This is a genomic window from Clostridium frigidicarnis (genome assembly GCF_900111985.1).
Classification (GTDB): Bacteria; Bacillota; Clostridia; order Clostridiales; family Clostridiaceae; genus Clostridium_Z; species Clostridium_Z frigidicarnis.
This window is the reverse complement of sequence record NZ_FOKI01000012.1, coordinates 45,283-63,411: the sequence shown is the minus strand read 5'-3', so window position 1 is coordinate 63,411 and position 18,129 is coordinate 45,283. Positions and strand designations below refer to the sequence as shown.

17 protein-coding genes are annotated in these 18,129 nt (G+C 28.3%); 14 read left to right on the top strand and 3 right to left on the bottom strand.

Annotated features, from left to right (window positions below; translation table 11 throughout):
• Positions 1–11 precede the first annotated feature (11 nt).
• The 8 genes from BM119_RS09275 to BM119_RS09240 all read left to right on the top strand — a co-directional run bounded on the left by BM119_RS09275 (position 12) and on the right by BM119_RS09240 (position 8,809).
• Positions 12–803: a PTS mannose/fructose/sorbose/N-acetylgalactosamine transporter subunit IIC gene (locus BM119_RS09275; RefSeq protein ID WP_090040874.1), complete on the top strand. Its 792-nt coding sequence runs from the start codon at positions 12–14 to the stop codon at positions 801–803.
• Positions 790–1,608: a PTS system mannose/fructose/sorbose family transporter subunit IID gene (locus tag BM119_RS09270; RefSeq protein WP_090040872.1), complete on the top strand. Its 819-nt coding sequence runs from the start codon at positions 790–792 to the stop codon at positions 1,606–1,608. The genes BM119_RS09275 and BM119_RS09270 overlap by 14 nt, the downstream gene beginning before the upstream one ends.
• Before the next feature lie 54 nt (positions 1,609–1,662).
• Complete coding sequence (locus BM119_RS09265) at positions 1,663–2,139, top strand: PTS sugar transporter subunit IIB (RefSeq protein WP_090040870.1); 477 nt, start codon at positions 1,663–1,665, stop codon at positions 2,137–2,139.
• Positions 2,140–2,214: 75 nt separating this feature from the next.
• Positions 2,215–3,126: an N-acetylmuramic acid 6-phosphate etherase gene (gene murQ / locus BM119_RS09260; RefSeq protein ID WP_090040868.1), complete on the top strand. Its 912-nt coding sequence runs from the start codon at positions 2,215–2,217 to the stop codon at positions 3,124–3,126.
• Between the two features lie 108 nt (positions 3,127–3,234).
• A complete protein-coding gene (locus tag BM119_RS09255) occupies positions 3,235–4,101 on the top strand; it encodes a sulfite exporter TauE/SafE family protein (RefSeq protein WP_242948387.1) in 867 nt (288 codons plus the stop codon).
• 206 nt (positions 4,102–4,307) lie between these two features.
• Positions 4,308–4,721: a hypothetical protein gene (locus tag BM119_RS09250; protein ID WP_090040866.1), complete on the top strand. Its 414-nt coding sequence runs from the start codon at positions 4,308–4,310 to the stop codon at positions 4,719–4,721.
• A gap of 582 nt (positions 4,722–5,303) precedes the next feature.
• Positions 5,304–7,031: an ABC transporter ATP-binding protein gene (locus tag BM119_RS09245; RefSeq protein ID WP_090040865.1), complete on the top strand. Its 1,728-nt coding sequence runs from the start codon at positions 5,304–5,306 to the stop codon at positions 7,029–7,031.
• Between the two features lie 8 nt (positions 7,032–7,039).
• Complete coding sequence (locus tag BM119_RS09240; protein WP_177199380.1) at positions 7,040–8,809, top strand: ABC transporter ATP-binding protein; 1,770 nt, start codon at positions 7,040–7,042, stop codon at positions 8,807–8,809.
• A 99-nt stretch (positions 8,810–8,908) separates the two neighbouring features.
• On the opposite strand, the gene BM119_RS09235 is transcribed toward BM119_RS09240, so the two are convergent.
• Both BM119_RS09235 and BM119_RS09230 read right to left on the bottom strand, forming a co-directional pair.
• Entirely contained in the window at positions 8,909–9,094 is a 186-nt protein-coding gene (locus tag BM119_RS09235) for a hypothetical protein (RefSeq protein WP_090040860.1), read from the bottom strand.
• A gap of 273 nt (positions 9,095–9,367) precedes the next feature.
• Positions 9,368–9,580, bottom strand: coding sequence for a hypothetical protein (locus tag BM119_RS09230; RefSeq protein WP_090040857.1), 213 nt, complete (start codon positions 9,578–9,580; stop codon positions 9,368–9,370).
• 195 nt (positions 9,581–9,775) lie between these two features.
• On the opposite strand from BM119_RS09230, the gene BM119_RS09225 reads away from it, so the two are divergent.
• Complete coding sequence (locus tag BM119_RS09225; RefSeq protein ID WP_090040855.1) at positions 9,776–10,210, top strand: MarR family winged helix-turn-helix transcriptional regulator; 435 nt, start codon at positions 9,776–9,778, stop codon at positions 10,208–10,210.
• Between the two features lie 27 nt (positions 10,211–10,237).
• Positions 10,238–11,005: an EFR1 family ferrodoxin gene (locus BM119_RS09220; RefSeq protein WP_090040853.1), complete on the top strand. Its 768-nt coding sequence runs from the start codon at positions 10,238–10,240 to the stop codon at positions 11,003–11,005.
• 147 nt (positions 11,006–11,152) lie between these two features.
• Here BM119_RS09220 and def read toward each other — a convergent pair whose 3' ends face one another.
• Positions 11,153–11,656: a peptide deformylase gene (gene def / locus BM119_RS09215; RefSeq protein ID WP_090040851.1), complete on the bottom strand. Its 504-nt coding sequence runs from the start codon at positions 11,654–11,656 to the stop codon at positions 11,153–11,155.
• 357 nt (positions 11,657–12,013) lie between these two features.
• Here def and BM119_RS09210 point away from each other — a divergent pair, with 357 nt between their 5' ends.
• The 4 genes from BM119_RS09210 (at position 12,014) to BM119_RS09195 (ending at position 17,701) form a co-directional block, all read left to right on the top strand.
• Positions 12,014–13,300 carry a restriction endonuclease subunit S gene (locus tag BM119_RS09210; RefSeq protein WP_090040849.1) on the top strand — a complete coding sequence of 429 codons (1,287 nt, stop codon included), beginning with the start codon at positions 12,014–12,016 and terminating at the stop codon, positions 13,298–13,300.
• A 435-nt stretch (positions 13,301–13,735) separates the two neighbouring features.
• Positions 13,736–15,403, top strand: a complete 1,668-nt coding sequence (locus tag BM119_RS09205; protein ID WP_090040847.1) for an ECF transporter S component — start codon at positions 13,736–13,738, stop codon at positions 15,401–15,403.
• Between the two features lie 4 nt (positions 15,404–15,407).
• Entirely contained in the window at positions 15,408–16,121 is a 714-nt protein-coding gene (locus BM119_RS09200; RefSeq protein ID WP_090040845.1) for a LytR/AlgR family response regulator transcription factor, read from the top strand.
• A gap of 149 nt (positions 16,122–16,270) precedes the next feature.
• Positions 16,271–17,701: a carbon starvation CstA family protein gene (locus tag BM119_RS09195; protein WP_090040844.1), complete on the top strand. Its 1,431-nt coding sequence runs from the start codon at positions 16,271–16,273 to the stop codon at positions 17,699–17,701.
• Positions 17,702–18,129 lie beyond the last annotated feature (428 nt).

Sequence of the window (18,129 nt, the reverse complement as noted above, 5' to 3'; positions counted from 1 at the left end):
GAGGAATAGTAATGCAAATTCAATTATGGCAAATAATCTTTTTAGGGCTTCTTGGAGGAGTAGCCCAGTGGGATGAGACCAATATGAAATTAGGTTTTAGAAATCCAGTAATAACAGGACTAATAGTTGGATTAGTAATGGGAGATGTAAAGACAGGTTTATTAGTTGGAGGAACTTTGCAATTAATGACTTTAGGAATAGGAAGTTATGGTGGGGCAACAATTCCTGACTATGCAACAGCTACCATAATAGCAGGAGCTTTAGCAATATCAACAGGACAAGGAATAGATTTTGCAATAGGAATAGGTGTGCCAACAGCATTACTTTTAGTTCAATTAGATGTACTGGCAAGAATGAGCAATGTATTTTTTCAACATAAGGCTGAAAAATATGCAGATGAAAGAAAATATGAAAAGATAGAGTTAATGAATATTTTAGGTTTATCAACTTGGATGATATCTAGATTTGTGCCAATATTTATATGTTTATATTTTGGAGAGGGTTTAGTACAAAAATTATTGCAATTATCACCAGAATGGTTAATGGGAGGATTGAAGGTAGCAGGTGGAGTATTACCAGCTTTAGGTGTAGCTTTATTGCTTAAATATCTACCAGTAAAATCATATGCACCATATTTAATAATAGGTTTTTTCCTGGTGGCTTATCTAAACGTTCCTATGTTTGGAGTAGCTCTAGCAGGCTTCGCAGTAGCACTATATCAATTTAAAAAAGCACAATCTAAAGAAGTAATATCTACTAGTGGAGCAGCAGTATATACAGGAGGTGCAGATGAAGATGAGTAATAATATAGAAACAAAAAAGAAGTTAGATGATAAGACAATAAACAAGGTGTTTAGACGATGGCTATTAGCAACACAAACGGCATGGAACTATGAAAAAATGCAAGGTTTAGGATATTGTTTTGCTATATTACCAGCTTTGAGAAAGATATACAATAATGAGGATGAATTAAATGAAGCAGTAAAAAATCATTTGCAATTTTTTAACTGTAATATAGTAACAGGACAATTCATTTTAGGAGCCAACATGGCCATTGAAGAAGCTGAGGGAGCTAAAGCTAAAGAAGCAGTAGCAGCAATAAAGACAGGACTCATGGGACCCTTAGCAGGTATAGGAGATACGTTATTTGGAGTTACACTAAACACTGTGTTTGGATCAATAGCAGCTTATATGGCTTTAGAGGGAAGTGCTATAGGATGTTATTTGTGGATATTAGCAAACTTAACAAAGATAGTAATTAGTAAAAGTTTTATAAAAGCAGGATATAAACAAGGAGCAAAACTTGTATCATCAATAGGAAATGTATTGAAAAATATAACAGATGCAGCTTCAGTATTAGGTCTAATGGTAATAGGAGCTTTAATACCAACAGTTGTAAAAGGAAATGTACCATATGTATATACTTCTGGAGAAGTAGAATTAATAGCACAAGAAATATTAGACAAGATAATGCCATCATTAGTACCAGTAGGCATAGTAGCTTTAACATATTGGTTACTTGGAAGAAAAAACATGAATTCTACAAGAGTAATAATAGCTTTAATAGTATTATCAATAGTTGCTTTCAATTTAAAAATCTTGGGGTAGAGTAAATAATAATTTTAGAATAAAACATAACATTGATTTTAGGAGGAGTTAAAAATGAAAGGAATAGTTCATATAAGGATAGATGATAGGTTAATACATGGACAGGTAGCAGCGTTTTGGACTAATGCATTAGGTATAACAAGAATAATGGTTGTTAATGATCAAGTTGCAGTGGATGAAATGCAAAAATCACTCTTAAGAATGGTAGCACCAGCTTCTGTTAGAACTTCAATTATAAATAAAGAAACTGCTGTTAAGAATATTTTAGCAGATAAGTATGAAGGGCAAAGAGTATTAATGATATTAAAAAATCCAAAGGATGTTTGGGAATTAAGAGAAGCTGGTTTAGAAATTAATGAATTTAATGTTGGTAATATGGCTTCAAGGGAAGGGACAAGATCTATAAAGCGTTCAGTTAATGTAAATGATGAAGATACAAAATATTTCAACACATTATTAGAAGCAGGTGTTGATATAAATGCAGTAATGGTACCGGATGATAAGAATTGCAAATTAAAAGATATATTATAAGAGAATTAGGGATGTTACAAGAAGTAACATCCCTAATTTAAAATTTAAGATAACTGATTAAAGGAGGACTTTAAAATGATAATAGATTTAAAGAGATTAGATACAGAAAAAGTAAATAAGAACACAGTTAATATAGATAAAGTAAGTACAATAGATATGGTAAGAATGATAAATAAAGAGGATTATTTAGTGGCCGAAGCTGTGGAAAAAGAGATAAAAAATATTGCAAATGCTGTTGATTTAATTCATGGAAAGTTATCAAAAGGTGGAAGACTAATTTATATAGGAGCTGGTAATTCAGGAAGATTAGGTGTATTAGATGCCTGTGAGTGTCCTCCTACATTTGGAGTTTCAGAAGACAAAGTAATTGGTATATTATCAGGAGGCTATGAGGCTACAGTAAGAGCTAACGAAGGTTCCGAAGATATTGAAGATGGAGCTATAAAAGAATTAAAAGAAATTGATTTTTGTGAAAATGATTGCTTAGTAGGACTATCAGCATCAGGAAGAACTCCTTATGTAAAAGGAGCTTTGAAATATGCTAAAGAAATAGGTGCTAGTCATATAGCTGTAAGTTGTTCAAGAAATGCTGAAATTTCTACCTTAGCAGAAGTTGCAATAGAGATAGTTACAGGTGCAGAAGTTATTACAGGATCAACAAGATTAAAAGCTGGAACAGCGCAAAAGATGGTTTTAAATATGCTTTCTACAGGATCTATGATTAAGTGTGGCAAGGTATATGGAAACTATATGGTTGATGTCAGGGCAAAGAATAATAAATTAGTGGAGAGAAGTAAAAAGATAATAGTGGATTGTACCAATGTAGATAGAGAAACTGCAGAAGAATATTTGAATGAATGTGATGGTAAGGTCAAGGTTGCTGTAGTTAGTATACTTTCTGGGTTAAATAAGAAAGAGAGTATAAAGATTCTTGAAGAAAATGAAAATACGATATATAAAGCTTTAAATGCTTTAAAAAGAAACTAGTAAATGAATTTTTGGGATTTTAGGATGAAAAATGGGGAAGGTGTTCTTTACACATGAAGAATAAAGGGTAATTATTTTTTTTGAGTTTCATCTGGATGAATTGCTAATATGAAATTAGTATTAAATAATAATTCTGTTAACATAGCAACAGATGGAAACTGTAGTTTTCTATGGAAGGAGAAAATTATGATATTAGTATATTTCTTAATTGCACTATTAGCTACAATAGTAGGTTCAATGGCAGGTTTAGGAGGAGGCGTAATAATAAAGCCGTTGCTAGATCTTTTAGGAAACTATGATGTTTCTACTATAAGTGTATTGTCATCTTTTACTGTATTTTCAATGGCTGTAGTATCTATAATAAAGCAGATTAGATATAAGTTTAAAATTGAGGTGAGAAAAACTGTCTTAATAGGCAGTGGATCCATTTTAGGTGGGATATTAGGTGATAGTATAATGACACTAGTTCTAAATAATAGTAGTGAGTTGAATATAGCGTTAATTCAAAATATAATACTTGCATTACTATTATTTTTTGTGTACATATATATGAATAATAAGGACAAGTATAAAAGTTATAGAATAGAAAATTCTTTATTTTGTATAGTCATAGGTATATTTTTAGGTGCAATCGCATCCTTTTTAAGTATAGGAGGAGGTCCAATTAATGTTTGTATTTTAACTATATTTTTTTCTATGGGTACAAAAGAAGCAGCAGTAAATTCAATAGTGACAATATTTTTTTCGCAGAGTTCAAAGTTGACAAAAGTTGTCTTAACAAAAGGATTAGCAGCTTATGATCTAACGATGCTACCTTTTATGATAATTGGTGGAATACTTGGTGGGATAATTGGAGCTAAGCTTAATAGGATGCTGTCATCAAAGATAATACTAAAGGTTTTCAATATAGTGTTATTACTGTTAATAACTTTAAATGTATACAATGTGATAATTATAATATGTAAAATAAGGTAGACTAAAGTATGAAGTGTAAATGTGTTTAGAATGGATAGCAACTTGATAGTAAAACAATATAATATTATATTTGAACCTAAGACTTATTTCATGACAATGATAGATAAATAGTTGCTATTTCCAAATCATATATAACTATTGGTACAATATTATGATATAATCTATAAGGAAAATTAAATAAACTTAATTTTAGGAGATGAAAATATATGTACGTAGTGTTTGGAAATAAGGTTATAGATAGTAAAGAAATAAAGGAAACAATTGAAAAGAATACTGAATTTAAAATACTTAAAGATATGAGTAAAGGTTCAAAAAGAGAGGATATAGTTGCTTTTAATATAAGTGTAAATATAGATATTTTAAATGAAATGTTAGAGGAAGAATTTGATTTAAATGAACTAACTGAAGATGAGTTATTTGAAGAATATCTTACACTAGCAGAAGAAATTGCAACTGATATAGAGGAATACCTTCCAGAAGAATCTATTTTAGATATTAAATCTTATAAATGGGACCCATCAGATAATGACATAAAGTTAGTTATGGCTTTAACTCATGAAGAAGTTGGAGAAGGCAAATTAAAGGATGTTATGAAGAGACTTGTAACTCAAGTAGAGTAATAATTAATATGGACTTATCGTTGTATATTTGTTTATATAATGATAGGTCTTTTTTGTTTTTAAAATCTTACGCAGTAAAGTTAAAAAAATACATTAATAAGGTTTAATAAGTGAACTAGTTGTTAACAAACAAAATAAGAAAAGTAATTATAAAATATTAATTAACTGAAAAATATGAAATTTACATGAGATTTTATATTAAAAATGGTATAATAATATTTAAAAAATACTGTTTTGGGAACAATATTTTATAGGATAATAAAAAAAATATGTTAACTTTTAATTTATTATGTTGGATAAAAAGTAAAAACAGTATATAGTTATATTTAAGCCTAAATTTTGAATTTAACATTATAAGTAATTGCAAGAAAAATGTACAAGTAGTGTTAAGTGATAGGTACGCTAGTATTAATAATTTAAGAATACAATTAACATTTAAAGATACAGAGACTCAGAGGGAGTTTTTATCTCCAATTGGGTCAATAACTCTTTACAAGAGTGATAAATTAAAAGTTGAAGGTTCATTTACATAGAAAGTGTATTAAAATAAATAATAATTAACAAAGGAGTAATAAAGATATAATGAAATTAATTTTACAGTATTTAAAAAACTACAAAAAACTTCTTATATTAAATGTAGTATCAGTATTTGGTTTTGCTTTAGTTGAATTAGGAATACCAACTATTATAGCTAAAATTATAGACCAAGGTATAGCTAATAGTGATATTTTATATATAAGAAAAATGGGACTTTTCATGGTGATTATTTCTATCTTAGGAGTATGCGGTACCATATTATTAGGATATTGTTCTGCAAAAATTTCTACTAGTATAACTAGAGATATAAGAAATAATATATTTGAAAAATCTCAAAAATTCTCACATAGTGAATATGATAAATTTGGAATATCCTCTATGATTACTAGAACTACTAATGATGCTTTTCAATTGCAGCAGTTTGTTAATATTCTGCTGAGAACAGCATTAATAACACCAGTTATGTTTATTGTAAGTTTAGTAATGATAATTAGAACAAGTGTGTCACTATCTTTGGTGCTAGCAATAACAGTACCTTTTATAGTTGTTGGAGTAGTGATTTTAGCAAAGCGTTCTCATCCAATTTCAGAAGAACAACAAAAAGGATTAGATAAGCTAAATCGTATATCTAGAGAAAATTTAACGGGTATAAGGGTAATTAGAGCTTTTGGAAATGATAAACATGAGACAAAACGTTTTTTAGAAACCAATAATGAGTATACTAATGTTTCTAAAAGGCTTTTCAAATTAATGGTATTTGCTCAGCCTGGTTTCTTTTTCTTATTGAACCTAGCTGTTTTAGCTATATTTTGGATTTCAAGCAATATGATAAATACAGGAGATCTTCAAGTTGGACAATTAGTTGCCTTTTTAGATTACTTGTTCCATGCTATGTTTTCTCTTATGCTTTTTTCTTTTGTATTTGTTATGTATCCAAAGGCACAAGTTTCAGCTGATAGAATTCAAGAGGTACTAGATGAAGAACCATTAATAAAAAATCCTGAAAATGGAATTGAATATACAAAAGGTAAGGGGCATATAGAATTCGATAATGTTACTTTCATCTATCCAGATGGTGAGGAACCTGTACTTAAGGATATATCTTTTACAGCAAAGATAGGAGAAACTGTAGCATTTATAGGAAGTACTGGTAGTGGAAAGAGTACTCTTATAAACTTAATTCCAAGATTTTATGATGTTACAAAGGGTAGCATAAAGATAAATGGTGTGGATGTTAGAGACTACGATTTAAAATCATTAAGAAAGAAAATCGGTTTTATACCGCAAAAAACTTTACTTTTTACTGGAAGTATAGGAACTAACATTAGATTTGGTAAAAAAGGTGCTGATGAATTAGAACTTGAAAATTCTGCAAAGATATCTCAAGCATATGAGTTCATATCAAAAAAACCTAAAAAATTTGATGATTTAATAAGTGAAGGTGGAGCTAATGTATCTGGTGGTCAAAAACAAAGACTTTCAATAGCAAGAGCTATAGTAAGAAGACCAGAGTTATACATTTTTGATGATAGTTTTTCAGCATTAGATTTTAAGACTGATGCGGTTCTTAGAGCTAAATTAAAAGAAGAAACAAAAGAATCTATAGTCTTAATAGTTGCCCAAAGAATAAGTTCAATTATGGATGCAGATAAGATTATAGTATTAAACGAAGGAGAAGTAGTAGGGGTTGGCAAGCATAAAGAACTATTAAAAAATTGTGAAATATATCATGAAATTGCTACATCCCAACTTACAAAGGAGGAGCTATCATAATGAGTAAAATAAAAAAATTCAAATCAAATATTAAAAGGCTTTCTCCATATATAAGTCCATATAAAATGTCATTTATTGTAGCTGTTTTATTTATAATAATAGCAGCAGTTATTAATGCCATTGCCCCAAGAACTGAAGGATTAGTAATAACTCAACTTACAAATGATGCGCTTAAAATCTTTAAAGGAGTTACTGGTGCTTCTGTAAACTTTAATTATATTATAAAGGTATTAGCAGTATTAGCTTGTTTATATACAGCCTACACGATTTTAACATGTGCAGCAGGATTTATGTTAACTAATGCTATTCAAAGTGCTATGAGAGATTTAAGAGGTTCTGTTCAGAATAAAATAAAAAGACTTCCTATAAGTTATTTTGATAAGAATAGTTATGGAGATGTATTAAGTCGTATTACTAATGATATAGATACTATTTCCAATGCATTGCAACAAAGTTTTAGCCAGGTAATTAATTCAGTTTTAGCTGTTACATTGGCCATTGCAATGATGTTTACTATCAATGTAACTATGGCAATTTTGGCTATGCTTATAATACCATTAAGCTATTTGGTGTCTAGATTTATAGTGAAAAAATCACAGAAATCTTTTAAAAGGCAGCAAAATGCTTTAGGAAAATTGAATGGTAAAGTGCAAGAAATGTACACAGGATTTAATGAAATAAAGCTATATGGAAAAGAACAGGATTCAATAGAAGAATTTAAAAAAATAAATGATGAACTTTGTAATAATGGATTTAAAGCACAGTTTGTATCGAGTATGATGATGCCTTTAGTTTCATTAGTAAGCTATTTAGGTATTGCAGCTATGGCTTTTGTTGGGCCAGTTTATGTTATTAGAGGAATCGTTACTGTTGGTAACTTTCAAGCATTTATCCGTTATATATGGCAAATAAATCAACCACTTTCTCAAATGACTCAATTGTCAGCAGCAATACAGTCAGCTTTTGCCGCTGTAGAACGTGTTTTTGAAATATTAGATGAAGAAGAAGAATCTAAGGATATTGAAAATCCAGTAAAACTAGAAAATGTACGTGGAGATGTTACATTTGATCATGTTAAATTTGGATATGCTGAAGATAAGATTTTAATTGAAGATTTAAGTGCGGAGATAAAAAGTGGACAGATGGTAGCAATTGTTGGGCCAACTGGGGCAGGTAAAACAACTTTAATAAACCTATTGATGCGTTTTTATGATCCTAAGGGTGGAGCTATTAAAATAGATGGTGTAGATACTAGAGATATGAACCGTGAAGATTTACGTTCTATGTTTGCAATGGTTCTTCAAGATACTTGGTTGTTTAATGGAACACTTTATGAAAACATAGAGTATGGAAGATTAGGAGCAACTAAAGAAGAGATTATAGAGGCAGCTAAAATAGCAAATGTACATCATTTTATAAAAACTCTTCCAGATGGATATAACATGTTTTTAAATGAAGAAGCATCTAATATATCTCAAGGTGAAAAGCAACTACTAACTATAGCGAGAGCTATAATATCAGATCCATCAATATTAATTTTAGATGAGGCAACTAGTTCTGTAGATACTAGATTAGAACTTTTACTTCAAAAGGCTATGAAAAATGTAATGAAGGGGAGAACAAGCTTTGTTATAGCTCATAGACTCTCTACAATTCGTAGTGCAGATTTAATTCTTGTTATGGATGATGGTAAAATTATAGAACAAGGAAATCATGAAGAATTAATGGCTAAGAATGGATTTTATGAAAAACTTTATAAGAGTCAGTTTGAGCATTAAAAACTTGATAGAATATATAGAAAACAGAAAAGTATTATTCAATAGTGTAAGTAAATTTGTGTAAAAACAAATCTACTTACACTATTTATTTTATATAATTCATTTTTTATATTTTATTGATAATAATGCTCCTAGGAATATTCCTAAGAACATCCCTATTCCGGAAGAAACACCAATACAAATAGTATTATAGAATATAATTCCTAGAGATAATCCCAGTAGTAAGCCAATTACCATTCCTATAGTCATAAAGTTTAATAAGACCTCATTTTTTTTTGCGTCCATAAGCTACACCCCTCATAAAATATTAATAATAGTAAGTTATCCTATATTATATTTGTATTATACATTAAATAATAAATATATAACATTTATGGGAATAAATAAAATAGGAATCGTGCAGGAATTTTTATGGATAGACATTTTAATGTTTTTTATACAACTAATAATAAAAAAACAGGTATACCAATTTACTAGTATACCTATTTTAAATTTATCAAGGATTCTTAGGTTTAGGTGAAATTTTATTATGAGGAAATGTAGGAACTAATGTAAAAGTTATAGGAAAGTAAGTATTATACATATGGTTATAAGAACTATAATAGATAATCCACCATACTTATTTAAAGTTATAGCAAGTTTTGATGGGATTTTGTTTTGTGGTTTTAGATGTAAGCTTTTTTTTGCCATCTCTTCTGGATATAAAAATAATATAAGTCCATATATTAATATTATTAAATAACAAAGAATTTCAATAATTGTATTTGTCATTTTGATATATCACCCCCATTGTTTATTATATTTATGAGTTTTTTAGATGTTACTTTATATAAGGAAGAATAAATATTAAGAATAAAAAGATAAAAGAATTAGAGTTATTAGGTAAATTCACACATGTTTTTATTATCAAATTAGTTGCGTGCACAACTAATTTGGGATATAATTAAATTAATAAGGAGAATAGATATGAATAAGTACACAGAAATTGGTGATTTAATTTATTTAATTTCTAAAGAAATTAAGACACGTATGGATGAAGGAATTAAAGATAGTAATCTTGGACAAGGACAAATATTAACTGTTATGAATTTAATGAGACTTAAAGGACATGAACCTATAAGCCAAGAAATGTTAGTTGAAGAAATGAAGATTAATAAGGGAAATATAAGTAGGAATCTTGCCAAATTAAGTGATAAGGGTTTTATAGAAATAATACAAAATAAAAATGATCAAAGAAAAAAACAAATTATACTAAAGGAAGTCGCTTACGATGAGTTTGTTGGAATCAGTAGGGTTTTACAAGAAATATTTGGACACATGGTAAAGGATATAGAGGAAGACGACCTTGCAATAACATTAGAAACATTAAATCAAATGAAAAAGAATTTAAGCAACAAATGATAATTTCATTAATATGGAGGAGAACAAATGAAGGTTTCAATAGTGTATTTTTCAGGTAGTGGTAACACAGAATACATAGCAAAGAAGTTAAAAGATAAACTTGAAAAGATAAATTTTAATGTATTAAGCTTAGATATTAATAGTGAAACAAATCTTAAAGAGGATACGGATTTATTAATAATTGGGGGTCCTATTTATGCAGGAAATGTACCAGAAAAATTAATTAGATGGGTAATGAAAAATGTACCTGAAACAAAGAAAAATACAAAGGCAATAGTTTATTCTACATCAGCTGGACTCATGAATGCCAATGGAGTTCATTCATTAGGGGCAAAATTAAGTAAAAAGGGATATGACATTTTATCTAAGGAAACCTACGTAATGCCAAAAAGTTTTTATTTTGGCAAGTACAATGAGAATACAGAAGAAGAAATTAAAACTATGGTTAAAAATGTAGAAAATCAAATTGAAGAATTAGTTATAGATATAAATAATAATGCTCTTAAAGAAATCGAGGTAAAGACACGGGGTATATTAGGAAAAGATCTATTAGCTGAGACTTTTTCAATTATGGCTAAGTTTATGGGAAAAAATTTCTCAGTAGATGATGATTGTATTCGTTGTGGACTTTGTGTAAGACAATGTCCACAAAATAATATTGTTCTTAATGAGAATGGAATAATTTTTAAAAGGAATTGCATGATGTGTACTAAATGCATACATAATTGTCCTAAAAATGCTATTTTATATAAAAAAGAAAAGTATAAACAGTATAGATTAAATAATTATCTTTAGTATTTAATAGTTCATAAATAAAATAGTTTTTATAGTATGTTATTATAAACAATGAAGAGAACTAAAGCCATAAAATTAAGATTTTAATCTATATTTCATGGCTTTTAAATTTAAAAGTCCAATAAGATAGGCTTTCTATAAGAAGGATTATGTTTTGGGTTGAGATTTTTTTATGTACTTTACAAAACTTTCCTCTGTGGAAAGACTATTAATAGGGGAAACCTTTTCAAGATACACAATACCATCTAAATGATCATATTCATGTTGCATTATCCTGGCCTGAAAATTCTCAAAAACCTCTTCTTTATATTCTTTTTCCAAGGTATAATAGCCAAGTTTTACCCAGTTATGTCTTTTAACTTTTCCTAGATATCCAGGGATACTTAAACAACCTTCATATCCATCAATAAATTCATCAGATTTCTCTAAAATTTTTGGATTAATAAACACACGTTTTACATCATTCAATTTTGCTACAAATATTTTTAGGTTTTGTCCAACTTGAGGAGCAGCTAGTCCAACACCGTTTGAGGGTAAACTTTCAATCATATCCTCACAAAGTTCTTTTACACTATTAAAATCTACAACTTCTTCTGAAGTGTTTTTTAAAACAGGATTACCTATTGTTACTATCTCCAATAAATTTGCCATAATAATATCTCCTTTTAGTACAAAATAGTAAAAATTTATTCATATGTATATATTATAATGTTTTATTTAAATATTTCCTAGTTTAAAAATAAATAGAAAATCATTCTATTGTAAAATCACACAAAAATTCATATCCATAGGAATTTGCATGTATACTTTAAATAATGTAAGAATAGTTAGATAAATTGAGTAAATCCCTTTATATAACTCTTTGAAACTTAAATATTTAAAGAAATTAATTATTTGATGTGGTAATATTAACTTATAGGACCGGTTTAAAATATAACACTATATAGTATTTACAACCGTTAGTAAACGTTTTAATAAATTAAAATAAATATTTTAGGAGGGTGACTCATGAGAAATAACTTAAACATTGATGATTTTACTTTAGGGTTAGCATTAAATAGTGATGATGCAAAGAATAAACAATGTATATTAATTTATTATGCTGATTATGTAATACATCTTCTTGAGAAATATATAGATTCTAATAAAAAATATTATATAACTGTTACAGATAGGATATTACGAAAAAAAGCAGAAAAAATGTTTTTAGAAATGAAAAATGTTGAAATAGTAGAAACTGAGCATTCATGTAAGTCTATTAAAAAGGGAGTTAGTTATGTGCTAGACTTATCAAATCGAAAAAATTGGAGCAAACATGGGTTAGATGATATTGGATATTCTATAGGAAAAGTAAGTGTAATTCATGCTATTACTCATGGTGGGTTAGTCTGTAATATTAACGATTCAAAAGCTAGACAATACTTTTTAAAAGAAGCACATGTGGATAAAATAGTTCAGTGTACAGATAAGGAACATATTATTAAAAGAACTATGAAAACCTATTTTGTATCAATAAAATCACAAGAACTTTATAGAAAGGGTAAGGTACCAAGTGAAACAAAATTTATGACTTATACAAGATATGGTGGAAATTTTAAGCTATTAAAAGAGCAATTAGTTGACAAAAGGGTTTTAATGGGACTTAAAAACTGGAATCCTGAAGTTATTTTAAATAGAAATAATGATGAGGTTTTCAATTTTATGAAAAGCAATATAGAGAAATTACCAATAAGAAAAATAAAACACACCTTATATAACGGCAGACATTTTCTGCAGCCATATACCAAAAAAGGCAACATTTCTGTAATTACTAGAGAGAAGATTAGTAATAATAAAATTTCCTATGGAACTTTAAAAAAAATTAAAACTTTTAACATAAAAGACTATGAGTGCTATATGCTGAAAAAAGGGGATGTTTTGGTATGTTCCAATGATGGACATGATAATATAGCAGTTTTTGAAGGAGAAGAAGGAACTACAACAATTGATTCTCATGTCTTTTGTATAAGATTTAAGGAAAATATAAACCCTTACTATGTAAAGCTTTTCTTGCAGTTAGCATTGGGGCAAAGATATTTAACTGAAGCTAAAAGAGCAAATATGGTTAAGGATATGGATTTGAAAGTTTTAGAAAATATTTTAATTCCAATTATTCCAATGGAAGAACAAGAAATATTAGTAGAATATTTTTATTCAATTAAGAAATCACATGAAAATAATACAGACAAAGCTAAAAGTAGCATTTCGGATATAGATTTAAATATAAGAGATACTATTTTTAAAATTGATGCTTAATATTTATAGTTTATTAGAACAATTTGTTTTGTAAGTTAAAACTTTTTAAATAGTGACAAACAAGTTGCAAGAGTTAGATGGTACGTCCTTAATTATCATAATAGTTACAAATGGAATAATTATTTAATATTATTTAGTTTTTAAAAAGTGGATGTATAAGTGCATGTGTAAGAATATTACAAGTAGCACAAGAGGTAGAAACAAGAAGAAAATTGACGAATAGCGTAATTCATAAGTAAATTAAGTTTTATGAAAAGAGACTTACTTAAAGGTTGTAGGTCTCTTTTTATGTGGTATTACTAAGGTTTAATAAAAAGAAAAATTAAGCTATAATAAGCATATAGTGACAAGATTTGCAAGTTAGGCACATTCAAAAAGCCATTATATAAATATAAAATCTTGATGATTAAATAAGTGGAGGTGAGATTAAAGATAATGTGGACATTAACAAATGCCCTTATAAATAATTTGGGATATATTGTTTTAATTGCATTTACTATATCTAAGAGTAAAACTTTTCAAAAGTCATTGGAACATAAGATTTATACGCCAAAAGATATCTTCATACTATCTAGTATTTTTTCATGTCTTGGTATTTTAGGAACTTATTTTGGAGTTAATTATTATGAATCAATAGTTAATATAAGAAATATAGGAATAATAGTGGCTTCAATTATGTGTGGGCCTTTAATTGGTGGAATTTCAGGTTTAATTGCAAGTATACATAGAATTTTCATAGGTATGGGGTCTGCAACGGCAGTACCTTGTGCAATAACTACTTTAGTAGCTGGAGTTATGCCAGGATATATATGTAAAAAAAATAATTATAGCAATAAACATATAATTGGAGCAGGCTCTGCCATAATTGTTGAAAGTCTTAGTATGATTTTAATAGGAATAATAACTCCTAATGGTAGTGAAATTATAAAGGTAATTTATATTCCTATGGCAATTATAAATGTATTAGGGGTAGTTATGGTAATAGGTATTATAGATAATATTTTAAAAGAAAAAGAGAAAATTGCAGGTCGGCAAGCTAAACTGGCTTTAGAGATTGCAAATGAAACCCTTCCTTATTTTAAAGATTTAAATGGAGAATCTTTAAAAAAGGTATGTGAAATTATAAGGACTAGACTTCATGGAGAAGCAGTAATAATTACTGATAAAAAGCATGTATTAGCATATGACTCAAGAGATGAAAATTTTAAAATAGGAAATAAAAAAATATGTGACCACACTGAAAAAGTTATTGAAACTGGAGAGGCTATGTTTATATCAGATCAACTAGTGTGTAAGCCATATAAATTTATAAATGGATTGAAAACAAGATCTGGAATAATAGCTCCACTTAAATATGACAAGGAAATTATAGGAGTACTTAAAATTTATTTTACAAAAGATAGTGATGTTACAGAAAGAAAAAAATATCTTATATTAGGATTAAGTAATTTAATATCAATTCAAATACAGCTTGGAAACATAAAAAACCTAAAGGAAATGGCAAATAAAGCTGAAATTCATGCACTACAAGCTCAGATAAATCCTCATTTCTTGTTTAATTCATTAAATACAATAACTTCATTTGTAAGAATAAATCCAAATAAAGCTAGGGAACTTATAATAAATTTAGCAAATTATCTAAGATACAATATAGAATTTAAAGAAGAGTTAGTGGAGCTTCAGGATGAAATGCATCAGGTAGAGTCTTATATTTACATTGAAAAATGTAGGTTTGGAGATAAAATTAACGTTCATTATCATATTGATGAGGAGGCAAAATATATAAAGGTTCCTCCACTTATTATACAACCATTAGTTGAAAATTCTATAAAACATGGTCTTTCAAACGGTGTATATGGGAAAAATGTATGGATAATGGCTAATAAACTTAATGATGGATTTAGAGTAACTATAGAGGATGACGGGTGTGGTATAGAAAATAAAATTATAAATAAAATTTATAACAATGAAATAGATGAAAATAAAATAGGATTACATAATGTTCATAGTAGAGTAAAGCTTATATATGGAAAAGGCCTTAAAATAGAAAGACTTGAACATGGTACAAGAATAAGTTTTACAATAAAACAAAAGGTGGGGTGATGTTATGAAGTGTATATTAGCAGATGACGAATTTCCATCAAGAGAAGAGCTGAAATACTTTATAAAAGAGTTTAGCAACTTAGAAATTGTTAAAGAATTTGATAATGGAATAGATGTTTTAAAATATATTGAAAGTTATGAAATAGATGTTGCCTTTTTAGATATAAGTATGCCAGGATTAGATGGTATAAGTTTAGCAAAGATAGTGCATAAAATGAACAGTGAAATAAAGATTATATTCATAACTGCATATAAAGAATATGCAGTAGATGCTTTTGAAATCCAAGCCTTTGATTATTTTTTAAAACCATATTCTGAAGAAAGAATTTTATCATCATTACAAAGGATTGAGGAAAGTCTTAAGGAGAATTTAAAATCTGAAGTAACAGTAGATAAAATAACTGTTTTAGATAATGAAAAAATGTACGTAATAAATACAGAAGAAATATATTACATAGAAGCAAATGGTAAACAAATCAAGGTTGTTACTAAAAATGGAGAGTTTTTATCTAAAAATAAAATATCTGAAATTACCACTAAACTAAATCCTGATGGGTTTTATAAATGCCATAGGTCTTATATAGTTAATTTGGACAAGGTAAAGGAAGTAATGCCTTGGTTTAATGGTACGTTTATGTTGAGACTAAAGGATATAAACAAGGAAGTTCCAGTTAGTAGAGGAAATATAAAGGAATTTAGAAGGCTATTAAGCATGTAATTTGTAGAAATGTATATCATTTCATACCTATATATAGCAATTCATGTCGACAATATACACTTAGTACCATATATATTTTTAAAATTAATAATACTAAATATAATAAAGATAACGTAGGAATAATAAGTATTTTAAGGAGATGAATGCAAATGATTTCATTTTTAACGTCTTTAGTATTATTAATAGTTGGATACTTTGTATATGGTAAATTTGTAGACAAGACATTTGGTACAGATGACAAAAATTTAACCCCAGCTGAGACAATGCAAGATGGGGTAGACTATGTGCCAATGAAATGGCCAAGAATATTTTTAATTCAATTTTTAAATATAGCAGGGTTAGGACCTATATTTGGAGCAATTTCAGGAGCTTTATGGGGACCAGCAGCATTTTTATGGATTGTTTTAGGATGTATTTTTGCAGGAGCAGTACATGATTATTTTACAGGAGTACTTTCAATAAGAAACGGTGGAGCATCAGTTTCTGAGTTAGTAGGTAAGTATTTAGGTGAGATTCCTAGAAAAATAATGATAGTATTCTCAGTTGTATTATTAATATTAGTAGGTGTAGTATTCTTAACTGGACCAGCTGATTTATTAAAAACATTAACGGGTATAGATAGAAACATATTAATAATAGTTATTATTATTTATTATATAGCCGCAACAGTACTTCCAATAGATAAAGTAATAGGAAAAATATATCCTATATTTGGAGCCTGTTTACTTATAATGGCATTAGGAATTGGAATAGGAATAGTAGTTGGAGATTATAATATCCCAGAAGTTACATTAAATAATTTTCATCCAAAAGGAACACCTATATTCCCATATCTATTTATAACAATAGCTTGTGGAGCAATCTCAGGATTCCATGCTACACAATCACCTATAATGGCTAGATGTGTACAAAAAGAAAGCGAAGCAAGAAAAATATTTTATGGTTCAATGGTTGCAGAAGGGGTTATAGCACTTGTATGGGCTGCAGCAGCAGTGGCATTCTTTGGTGGAACAGAAGGATTACAAACAGCTATTACCAATGGTGGACCAGCAGCAGTTGTAAATACAATTTCTAATACTTTAATGGGTAAAGTTGGAGCAATACTAGCTATACTAGGAGTTGTAGCATGTCCTATATCATCAGGAGATACAGCTTTTAGAAGTGCAAGATTAACAATTGCAGATGCAATATCAATGAAACAAAATAAAATAGGTAATAGATTTAAAATAGCTCTTCCATTATTTGCAGTTGGAATATGCCTTACTATGATAGATTTTACTATAATATGGAGATATTTTTCTTGGGCAAACCAAACTCTTGCAATGATAATGTTATGGGCAGCATCAGCGTACATGGTACAAGCTAAAAAAAATTACTTAATGTGTGCCATACCAGCAGTATTTATGTCAGCAGTTACTAGTGCATATATTTTACAAGCACCAGAGGGGTTAAAATTAAATGCTTCAGTATCCAATATAATAGGAGCACTATTTGCTTTAATTTTACTAGTAATATTTATGGCATATACAAGGAAAAAAGATTTTGAAGAAGTAGAGGAAAATAAGGAAGCAAGTTTATAATACTTAATAACTAATTAAAATGCAAAAGAAACTAAGTGGATTCTATAAGAATCCACTTTTTTTGTTGTATAAGAAATCTAAACTATAAAAGTTAGAATATCAATTATTTAAATGTAATGAAGGTTTTATTTTAATATGATTAAGAGGCATTTCTATATCCACTTTATATTACATTTGGGAAAATCAATTTTGCGTATATATAAACTAATATTAAAAATCTAGTTGGTAAAACTAATTATTGAACTTAAAGTTATAAGTAAAATAGTAGGAACAATAGTTTTAAACAATATTAAGAATTTATTAAGTAGTTGATATTTTGCTGTTAATATAGGTACAATGGTGACAAGTGGCAAATTAAGAGTTACAGATTAGAGTTAAATGGTTTAGTTAGTGGTTATAGGCAATTGTAATATTATACATTGTAGATA

Excerpts from the sequence above, each read along its gene's own strand:
- BM119_RS09275 (WP_090040874.1), top strand. The coding sequence starts at position 12 with ATGCAAATTCAATTATGGCAAATAATCTTTTTAGGGCTTCTTGGAGGA.
- BM119_RS09270 (WP_090040872.1), top strand. The coding sequence starts at position 790 with ATGAAGATGAGTAATAATATAGAAACAAAAAAGAAGTTAGATGATAAG.
- BM119_RS09265 (WP_090040870.1), top strand. The coding sequence starts at position 1,663 with ATGAAAGGAATAGTTCATATAAGGATAGATGATAGGTTAATACATGGA.
- murQ (WP_090040868.1), top strand. The coding sequence starts at position 2,215 with ATGATAATAGATTTAAAGAGATTAGATACAGAAAAAGTAAATAAGAAC.
- BM119_RS09255 (WP_242948387.1), top strand. The coding sequence starts at position 3,235 with ATGAAATTAGTATTAAATAATAATTCTGTTAACATAGCAACAGATGGA.
- BM119_RS09250 (WP_090040866.1), top strand. The coding sequence starts at position 4,308 with ATGTACGTAGTGTTTGGAAATAAGGTTATAGATAGTAAAGAAATAAAG.
- BM119_RS09245 (WP_090040865.1), top strand. The coding sequence starts at position 5,304 with ATGAAATTAATTTTACAGTATTTAAAAAACTACAAAAAACTTCTTATA.
- BM119_RS09235 (WP_090040860.1), bottom strand. The coding sequence starts at position 9,094 with ATGGACGCAAAAAAAAATGAGGTCTTATTAAACTTTATGACTATAGGA.
- BM119_RS09230 (WP_090040857.1), bottom strand. The coding sequence starts at position 9,580 with ATGACAAATACAATTATTGAAATTCTTTGTTATTTAATAATATTAATA.
- BM119_RS09225 (WP_090040855.1), top strand. The coding sequence starts at position 9,776 with ATGAATAAGTACACAGAAATTGGTGATTTAATTTATTTAATTTCTAAA.
- BM119_RS09220 (WP_090040853.1), top strand. The coding sequence starts at position 10,238 with ATGAAGGTTTCAATAGTGTATTTTTCAGGTAGTGGTAACACAGAATAC.
- def (WP_090040851.1), bottom strand. The coding sequence starts at position 11,656 with ATGGCAAATTTATTGGAGATAGTAACAATAGGTAATCCTGTTTTAAAA.
- BM119_RS09210 (WP_090040849.1), top strand. The coding sequence starts at position 12,014 with ATGAGAAATAACTTAAACATTGATGATTTTACTTTAGGGTTAGCATTA.
- BM119_RS09205 (WP_090040847.1), top strand. The coding sequence starts at position 13,736 with ATGTGGACATTAACAAATGCCCTTATAAATAATTTGGGATATATTGTT.
- BM119_RS09200 (WP_090040845.1), top strand. The coding sequence starts at position 15,408 with ATGAAGTGTATATTAGCAGATGACGAATTTCCATCAAGAGAAGAGCTG.
- BM119_RS09195 (WP_090040844.1), top strand. The coding sequence starts at position 16,271 with ATGATTTCATTTTTAACGTCTTTAGTATTATTAATAGTTGGATACTTT.